We start from the raw sequence: 8,632 nt of genomic DNA, 5'->3' as shown, positions 1-8,632 counted from the left end.
ACGAAGCGGGCGGCCTTGCGCGAGCTGTCGATGTCCAGCACCCCGGCCAGCACCTGCGGCTGGTTGGCGACGATGCCGACGCTTTCCCCGTCCATCCGCGCAAAGCCGCAGACGATGTTCTTGGCCCACTCGCTGGAGATCTCGAAGAAGTCGGCCTCGTCGACGATCTTCAGGATCAGCTCCTTGATGTCGTAGGGCTTGCCCGGGTCGGCGGGGATCAGGCTGTCAAGGCTGGGCTCGGCGCGATGAGGGTCGTCGAAGCTTTCACGCTCAGGGGCGGCCTGGCGGTTGCTTGAGGGCAAGAAGTCGACCAAGCGGCGTACCTGGGTCAGGGCCTCCAGGTCGTTCTCGAACGCGCCTTCGGCCACGCCCGACTTGGCCGCATGCACCCGCGCCCCGCCCAGCTCCTCGGCGGTGACCACCTCGTTGGTCACGGTCTTGACCACGTCCGGCCCGGTCACGAACATGTAGCTGGTGTCCCTGACCATGAAGATGAAGTCGGTCATCGCCGGGCTGTAGACGTCGCCGCCGGCGCACGGGCCCATGATCACGCTGATCTGCGGCACCACGCCCGAGGCCATGACGTTCTCCAGGAAGATGTCGGCGTAGCCGGCCAGGCTGTCCACGCCCTCCTGGATGCGCGCCCCGCCTGCGTCGAACAGGCCGATGATCGGCGCGCCCACCTTCATGGCCTGGCGCTGGACCTTGACGATCTTGGCCGCGTGCGCCCCGCTCAGCGAGCCGCCGAACACCGTGAAATCCTTGGAGAACACATAGACGACCTTGCCGTTGATCGTGCCCCAGCCGGTCACCACCCCGTCGCCCGGCACCTTCTGCTCGGCCATGCCGAACTCGGTCCCCCGGTGCTCGACGAACATGTCGAACTCCTCGAACGAACCCTCGTCCAGCAGCAGGTCGATCCTTTCCCGCGCCGTCAGCTTGCCCTTGGCGTGCTGGGCCGCCACCCGCGCCTCGCCGCCCCCGGCCCGCGCCTGCTCGCGACGGCGATCCAGTTCCTCCAGTATGTGCTGCACGCGGATAGGCTCCCTGCTCTTTTACCTGGGCGGTTTTCCCACCTTATGGGCCGAGGCCTAATGGCGCGAGCTTTCCGTGGCAAGGCGCACCCTGGGGCAGGCAGGCGGCGAGCGCCGTTCCCCTCAGCGCCGCAGGGCCGCGAACCAGCGCTCCAGCACTTGCGCCTCGACCGCCAGGGCCTCGGCCCGGGCGACGGCCTCGGCGTCCTGGCCCCAGGTCTCGGCCTGGAAGATCTCCTCCAGCCGCGACAGGTCCAGGGCCTTGCGGCCGGTCACCGTGCCCGCGCGCAGGGCCAGGGTCAGCACCGTCGAGCCGAACAGGCCCGCGCCATAGGCCACGCCCGCCAGGCTGAAGTCGTCCAGGGTCAGGGCCAGGGCCTCGACGCTGGCCAGGGCGGCCGGCGACTGGGCGGTGTGGATCACGCCGGACGCGGGGGTCAGGTGCACGCCCAGCTCGGCCCTGACCCAGTCCAGCAGAGCGCCCCAGTCGCGCTTCTGGCGCTCGACCAAAGGCGTGGGATGGTCGGCCCAATAGCACAGCAGGTCCGAGCCGGCGTAGGCCGCGACCTCGCCGGCCACCTCGGCCCGGGTCTCGCGGATGCGGTCGATGGCGGTGAAGGCCAGGCGGGTGGCGGGCATGGCGGTGGAGTCGATCACCTCGACCTGGGCCTCCCACTCGGCGGCGACCAGCTGGGCCAGGGCCAGGGTCGGCAGGACCAGCGGCGACCGGGCCGGTGACTTGGGCGTGCGGCCGTCCAGCAGCACGGCGAAACCACCGTCCACGGGGCCGGCCGTGGCGGCCTTGTAGAAGCGGCGGGGACGTTGCAGCAGGTCGGGCTTGTCGGCCAAGGCGAACTTCTTTTCAGTCCAGACATCAAAACAGCGGTTTCAAGCCGTTGAATGGGCAAACAACGCGCCCAAGGCAAGACCGGCGACGCAAGGGAGACGAACGGCGTGAGCCTGCCTTCCAACGACCTCATGGCGGCCATCGCCGCGACCCGCTTCGGCCTGGGCGCGCGGCCCGGCGAGATCGACGCGGCCCGCGACGATCCGCGCGGCTTCCTGGCGGCCCAGATCCGACCCGAAGGCGCCGACCAGCCGCAAGGCGGCGAAGACTCGGCCCAGCGCCTGGCCGAGGTCAGCGACTACCAGATGCAGAAGCGCGACGCCAAGGCGGCCCAGAAGGACATGGGGGGCGACGCCAAGAGCGCGCCGGTCAAGGACCTCCAGAAGGACCTGAGGGATCAGGCCGGCGACGACTTCCTGGCCCGCGCCCGGCTGGGGGCCACCACCGACGCGGCGTTCCGCGAGCGCTGGGCGCTGTTCTGGGCCAACCACTTCACCGTCTCGGCCACCAGCCTGGCCGTCGGAGCGGTGGCGGGACCGTTCGAGCGGGAGGCCATCCGGCCGCACGTGTTCGGCCGGTTCGAGGACCTGCTGGTCGCCTCCTCCACCCATCCGGCCATGCTGCTGTATCTGGACCAGGCCCAGTCGGTGGGCCCCAACAGCCGGGCGGCGCAATATCAGCGCAAGGCCGGCAAGACGGCCGGCGGGCTGAACGAGAACCTGGCCCGCGAGATCCTGGAACTGCACACGGTCGGCGTCGACGCGGGCTACCACCAGGCCGACGTCACCGAGTTCGCCCGGGCCATGACCGGGTTCAGCATCGGCCGGCCGAAGGATCCCAGCCCGCACCGGTTCCTGTTCCGCGACAACGCCCACGAGCCCGGCGCGCGGACAGTGATGGGCCGGCGCTACGCCCAGGAAGGCCAGGCCCAGGCCCTGGCGGTGATGCGCGCCCTGGCGGCCAGCCCGCACACCGCCTATCACCTGGCGACCAAGCTGGCGGTCCACTTCGTCAGCGACACGCCGCCGCCCGCCCTCGTCGCCCGGCTGCGCAAGGCCTATCTCGACAGCGACGGACGGCTGGACGAGGTGGCCCGCGCCCTGGTCGCCGCGCCCGAGGCCTGGGATCCCGTCGCCGCCAAGTTCAAGACCCCCTACGAGTTCGCGATCTCGACCTGGCGGTCCGTCGACGCCCAGCCGTCAGGGATCGACAAGCTGGCGCCGGTGCTGACGGGGTTGGGCCAGAAGCCGTTCTCGGCCCCCTCCCCCAAGGGCTGGGCCGACGAGGCCCAGGTCTGGTGCGCGCCCGACGCCCTGATCAAGCGCCTGCGGTTCAGCGAAGGCTTCGCCGCCGTGGTCGCCGATCGCCTCGATCCCAGCCTGCTGGCCCAGACGGCCCTAGGCGCGCGCCTGACCCCGCCGGTCGCCAAGGCCGTGGCCCGGGCCGAGACCCGCCGCGAAGCCATGGCCCTGCTGCTGATGAGCCCGGAGTTCCAACGCCGATGACCGCGCCGCTTTCCCGCCGCTCGCTGCTGCTGCAGGTCGCCGGCCTGGGCGTTTCCGTCAGCTTCCTGGGCGGCTCGGCCTTCGCCGCCGACGGCGCGATGGCCCGTCGCAAGCTGGTCGTGGTGATCTGCCGGGGCGGCATGGACGGCCTGACCGTCAGCCCGCCGGTCGGCGATCCCGACTACGCGGCCCTGCGCGGGGCGGTGGCGGTGGCGCCCGACCAGGCCTTGAAGCTGGACGGGACCTTCGGCCTGCACCCCGCCCTGCAATCAGTGCACGCCCTGGCGCTGAAGGGCCAGGCCCGCATCGCCCCGGCCATCGCCAGCCCCGACCGCGCCCGCTCGCACTTCGAGGCCCAGGACGTGCTGGAGACCGGCGCGGCGCAGGTCTACGGCGTCAGCACCGGCTGGCTGAACCGCACGCTGGAGGTGATGGGGCCGTCGCGGGTCGAGGGCCTGTCGGTGGGAGCCACCGCGCCGCTGATCCTGCGCGGCAAGGTCCAGGCCGCCAGCTGGTCGCCGGGCAAGGGGGTCGACGAGACCGCCCGCCTGCCCACCCTGCTGCAGGACCTCTACAAGGCCGACCCGCTGATGGGTCCGGCCTTCGCCCGCGGTCTGGAGACCGAGGCCATGGCCCAGGCGGCGATGACCGCGCTCAACCCCGCGCCCGTCCCCGTCTCGACGGACACGACGGCGATGAACGGTTCCGGGATGGCGCCCCAGGTCGCCGCGTCGCCGCCCATGGCCCAGGACGCCCGGGCCATCGCCGGCCAGCGCCAGGGCCGCGAGGCCGCCCGCAAGCTGGGCGCGACCCTGGCGGGCTTCATGGTGCAGGACGGCGGGCCGCGCATCGCCGCCATCTCGCTGGACGGCTGGGACACCCATGCCGGCCAGGTCGGCCAGCTGAACACCCGCCTGTCCTATCTGGACGCCGTGCTCGACGGCCTGAACACCGGCCTGGGCGACGAGTGGCGCAACACCGTCGTGGTCGCCGCCACCGAGTTCGGCCGCACCGCCCGGGTCAACGGCACCGGCGGCACCGACCACGGAACCGGCTCGACCGCCCTGGTGCTGGGCGGCAGGCTCAAGGCCGGCGGCATCATCGGCGACTGGCCCAGCCTGAAACAGGAAGCTCTGTTCGAGAACCGCGACGTGCGCCCCACCCTCGACATGCGCGGGCTGTTCAAGGGCGTGCTGGCCGACCACCTGGGCGTCGACCGCGCGGCCCTGGACGCCACGGTCTTTCCCGACAGCGCCGACGCCAAGCCGGTGACGGACCTGGTCTAGGCTCGCGTCGAGAAGGCCTCGATGAAGCCGGCCACCTCGGTGGCGGGCATCGGCCGGGCGAAATGATAGCCCTGGACCTGGTCGCAGCCGTACTGGGTCAGGGTCGCCACCTGGTCAGGCCGCTCGACCCCTTCGGCCACCACCTTCATGCCCATGCTGGAGCCCAGATTGATCACCGCTCGGACGATGGCGTCGTCCTGGCTGTTCTGGACGAAGGACTTGTCGATCTTCAGGCGGTCGATCGGGAACTGCCGCAGGTTGGCCAGCGAGGCGTAGCCGGTGCCGAAGTCGTCCAGGGCGATCAGCACGCCGGTGTCGTGCAGCTGCCTGACCGTGTCGCTGACCACCTCGGCGCCCCAGCCCATATAGACGTTCTCGGTGACCTCGATGGTCAGGCGATCCGCGGGCACGTTCCAGCGGGCCAGCTTGGCGGCGATCTCGGCGGCCAGGCGTCCGGTGCGGAACTGGGCCGCCGAGATGTTGATCGCCACGCGGCCGAACTCCACGCCCTGGTCGAGCCAGGCGCGCATCTGGCCCAGGGCGCGCTCGAAGGCCACCTCGCCCAGCTGCAGCGACAGGTCGTTGTCCTCGAACGCGGCCATGAAGGCGGCCGGCGGCAGGACCCCCTGCTCGGGATGGTTCCAGCGCATCAGCGCCTCGAAGCCGGCCACGGTGTTGCCGGCCAGGTCGACGACAGGCTGGTAGAACAGGTCGAACTCACCCTGGCTGATCGCCAGGCGGACCTCGCGCAGCAACTCGACACGCTGCTCGACCTCCGTCCGCATGGCCGGCCGGAAGACGACGCTGCGGTTGCGGCCGTCGTACTTGGCTTGATACAGCGCGACGTCGGCGTTCTTGAGCAGGTGGGTGGGATCGGCGTCCGGGTCGCCGTGAACCGCCGCGCCGATGCTGGCGCAGATGGTGAAGCTCTGGCCGGCGTGTTCGATCGGCGTCCGCAGCAGGCCCTGCAGCACCTCGATCGGGCGGGTCATGTCGGCCTCGCTCTTGAGGTCGCGCAGCACGATGGCGAACTCGTCGCCGCCCAGCCGGGCCACGGTGTCGTTGCGCCGGAAGGCCCGCTTGAGCTGGCCGGCCAGCGCCTTCAGCAGGGCGTCGCCGGCGTCGTGGCCCAAGGTGTCGTTGACGTCCTTGAAGTGGTCGACGTCGAGCATGATCAGGCCGAACATCTCGCCCTGCTCGGCGGCGGCCACGGCGTCGTCATAGGCCCGCTGGAAGGCGGCGCGGTTGGGCAGGCCCGTCAAGGGATCGCGGAAGGCCAGAAACTCGATCTGGGCGGCGGCGCTGATCGACTCGGTGACGTCCTCGTGGGTCGCCACATAGCCGCCGTCCGCGGTGGGATTGTGGGTGATGCGGATGGTGCGCCCGTCGGTCAGTTCCACGTCGCGCGTCGCCGCCGCGCCCCTCAGGGCCGCCTCGACGGTGGCGGCGTAGAAGGTCGCGAAGCTGCGGGGACCTTTGCCGATCGAGCAGCGATGCTCCAGGATGTCGTCCAGCGGCGTCCCGGGAACGCCCAGCGCGTCCGGCAGGTCGTAGAGCCGGCGATAGGCGGTGTTGCACAGGATCAACCGCTTCTCGGCGTCGAACATGCAGAGCCCGTGGGGCATGTTGCTCAAGGCCGCGTCGAAGCGCGCGTTCTGCTCGGCCAGGCGCTGACCGGCCAGCTCGGCCTCACGCGCCGCCAAGACCGCCTCGGTCACCTCGCGCCCGACGACGACGAACCGGCTGTAGGCGGACCCGCGCGGCCAGGGGCTGAGCTCGAAACTGTACCAGCGCGCGCCCCCTTCGGCGTCCGTGGGGATTTCGACCCGGCAGGTCTCCACCGCGCCGGTTTCGAGACAGCGTCCGGCGGCGGCCGTGAACTCAGCGTTCGGCGCCAGCGGTTCGGCGTTCGGAGATTGCGCGGTCCGGGGGGTCACGGCCTGGTCCAGCCAGCCCTGGCTGAACAACACAGGTCTCAGATCCAGGTCGAGCAGCACGATGGGAGTCGGCGAGCCGCTCAACGTGATCCGTAGCGCCCTTTCAGCTGCGGATAGAGCGGCCGATCGGCGCTCCAGAAGATCCAGCGCGATGACCTGCGAACTCATGACGAACACCCTTGTCTGCCCACGACGGCAGGGTCGGCGAACGTCGCTAATAAGTTGATGACGAAAGACCCCGCCCGCCTGTGGTGCAACGTCGCAGGCCGGCGGCTACCCCGCCGCGTTCAGCTTGCGCTCGACCACCTCGACCAGTTCCTTGACGTCCTGGTGCCTGCCGTTCCTGAAGGCGATCCGCGTGCCGGCCCTCAGCGGGCCCGCCAGGGGTCCATCGGTCGGTACGGGCGCGAAGCTCAACACCTCGGCCGTGTTGATCGACACCGGCGAGTCGTCCGGACGCGTGAAGCTCACGAAGGCCATGACCCAATCCTCAGGGTTGAGGAAAAACCTTGTCACAGCCCACGAGAGCGCTCAAGCCTTCGCCGCAGGGGGCTACCGACGCTTGGTCTGCCGCCGCACGAACGGATCGTACTCGGCCTCGTCCTCCGAAAAGCCGAACTTGGCGAAGCCCGCTCTCATCTCCGGGCTCAGCGGCGCCTCGATGGCCAGGGTTCCCACCGTGGGATGCGGCAGGATGATCGAGCGGGCGTGCAGCTGCAGCTTCAGCCCCTCCGACAACGGCGCGGACTTGTCGTCGCTGTACTTCGGGTCGCCCAGGATAGGGTGGCCGATGGCCTTCATGTGGGCGCGCAGCTGATGGGTGCGGCCGGTGTGCGGGCGCAGGGCCATCCAGGTGACGCGCGGACCGGCCCGGCTGATCGAGACGAACTCAGTCTCGGCCGGCTGGGCGTCCAGATCCTTTGGCTCGGCGGGCACCACCAGTTCGCGATCGCCCACGCCGCGTTTGGCCAGATGCAGCTCGATCACGCCTTCGGTCGGGTGCGGATTGCCCGCGACGATGGCCCAGTAGGTCTTCTGGGCCCGGCGCTTGGCGAAGGCGCCGGATAGACGAGCCGCAGCCGCCGGGGTCTTGCCCAGCAGCAGGACGCCGGAGGTGTCGCGGTCTAGGCGGTGGACCAGCTTGGGCCGGTCCACGCCCTCGCCCCAGGCGCTGAGCAGCTTGTCGATATGGTGCGTGGTCTTGGTGCCGCCCTGCACCGCCAGGCCGGCCGGCTTGTTCAGGGCCAGAACCTCCTCGTCCTCATACAGCACCAGCGACTTGGCGAAGGCGATGTCGCGCGGCGACAGCTTGCCCCTTTCGGACGGGTCGGGGGCGTCGGGCAGCGGCGGCACGCGGATCTGGCTGCCGGCCGCCAGCTTGGTGTCGGCCTTGGCGCGCGAGCCGTCGACCCGCACCTGGCCGGAGCGGAACAGCTTGTTGAGCTGGATATGGTTCAGGTGCGGCCAGCGGCGCTTGAACCAGCGGTCCAGGCGGACGCCGTCTTCACCCGCGTCCACATAGAGCGTGCGGACTTCTTTCATGCCGAAAAGATCCTTCGGGCGATCAAGAGGCCCGCGAAGATGGCCGCCACGGACAGGATCACGCTGGCGGTCGTATAGGTGAAGGCCTGGGCGTAGGCGCGCTTCTCGATCATCAGCGCGGTCTCCAGCGAAAAGGCCGAAAAGGTGGTGAAGCCCCCCATGACGCCGACCCCGAGCAGGACGCGCCAGTGCTCCTGCTGCGCACCGCCCCGCAGGGCCAGCCAGGCGGCCAGCAGGCCCATCAGCAGCCCGCCCGCCAGGTTGACGATGAAGGTGCCGTACGGCCAGTTCGCCCCGAACAGGCGCAGGGCTTGGATCCCCACCAGGTAGCGAGCGACGGAGCCCAGGGCGCCCCCGACGGCGACAAGGAGGAGCTTGGTCATCGCGCCCTTATGCGCCGCGCGGCCGCAAACGCCAAGCCGCGCCTGAATTCGCCTCAAAAGCCGTGTCGCCGAAGGTTAACGCGGCGACGCGGTTTTCG

Annotated in this window: 8 protein-coding genes; 2 read left to right on the top strand and 6 right to left on the bottom strand. The window is 70.4% G+C overall.

The genetic code is table 11. From position 1 onward, the window contains the following. Together EV278_RS22020 and EV278_RS22015 are read right to left on the bottom strand one after the other, a co-directional pair. A partial coding sequence (locus tag EV278_RS22020) for an acyl-CoA carboxylase subunit beta (protein WP_132096069.1) occupies positions 1-1,034 on the bottom strand: 1,034 nt, incomplete at its 3' end. A gap of 123 nt (positions 1,035-1,157) precedes the next feature. Continuing rightward, positions 1,158-1,883 carry an ATP12 family protein gene (locus EV278_RS22015; RefSeq protein WP_132096067.1) on the bottom strand — a complete coding sequence of 242 codons (726 nt, stop codon included), beginning with the start codon at positions 1,881-1,883 and terminating at the stop codon, positions 1,158-1,160. Positions 1,884-1,988: 105 nt separating this feature from the next. Here EV278_RS22015 and EV278_RS22010 point away from each other — a divergent pair, with 105 nt between their 5' ends. Both EV278_RS22010 and EV278_RS22005 read left to right on the top strand, forming a co-directional pair. Further along, complete coding sequence (locus tag EV278_RS22010) at positions 1,989-3,386, top strand: DUF1800 family protein (RefSeq protein ID WP_165916742.1); 1,398 nt, start codon at positions 1,989-1,991, stop codon at positions 3,384-3,386. Beyond that, the gene (locus EV278_RS22005) at positions 3,383-4,672 is read left to right on the top strand and encodes a DUF1501 domain-containing protein (RefSeq protein ID WP_132096063.1); all 1,290 of its coding nucleotides are present in this window, start codon (positions 3,383-3,385) and stop codon (positions 4,670-4,672) included. The genes EV278_RS22010 and EV278_RS22005 overlap by 4 nt, the downstream gene beginning before the upstream one ends. Here EV278_RS22005 and EV278_RS22000 read toward each other — a convergent pair. From EV278_RS22000 to crcB, 4 genes are all read right to left on the bottom strand, one after another. After that, positions 4,669-6,777, bottom strand: coding sequence for an EAL domain-containing protein (locus EV278_RS22000; protein WP_132096061.1), 2,109 nt, complete (start codon positions 6,775-6,777; stop codon positions 4,669-4,671). The two genes, EV278_RS22005 and EV278_RS22000, sit on opposite strands and share 4 nt — an antisense overlap. Positions 6,778-6,882: 105 nt before the next feature. Continuing rightward, positions 6,883-7,089, bottom strand: a complete 207-nt coding sequence (locus EV278_RS21995; protein ID WP_132096059.1) for a hypothetical protein — start codon at positions 7,087-7,089, stop codon at positions 6,883-6,885. Between the two features lie 72 nt (positions 7,090-7,161). After that, the gene (locus EV278_RS21990; RefSeq protein ID WP_132096057.1) at positions 7,162-8,151 is read right to left on the bottom strand and encodes an RluA family pseudouridine synthase; all 990 of its coding nucleotides are present in this window, start codon (positions 8,149-8,151) and stop codon (positions 7,162-7,164) included. Continuing rightward, complete coding sequence (gene crcB / locus EV278_RS21985; RefSeq protein WP_132096055.1) at positions 8,148-8,534, bottom strand: fluoride efflux transporter CrcB; 387 nt, start codon at positions 8,532-8,534, stop codon at positions 8,148-8,150. Before crcB ends, EV278_RS21990 begins: the two co-directional genes overlap by 4 nt. Between the last annotated feature and the right edge of the window lie 98 nt (positions 8,535-8,632).

This window comes from Caulobacter sp. BK020 (assembly GCF_004342605.1).
GTDB lineage: Bacteria > Pseudomonadota > Alphaproteobacteria > Caulobacterales > Caulobacteraceae > Caulobacter.
This window is presented reverse-complemented; position numbering and strand designations above follow the sequence as displayed.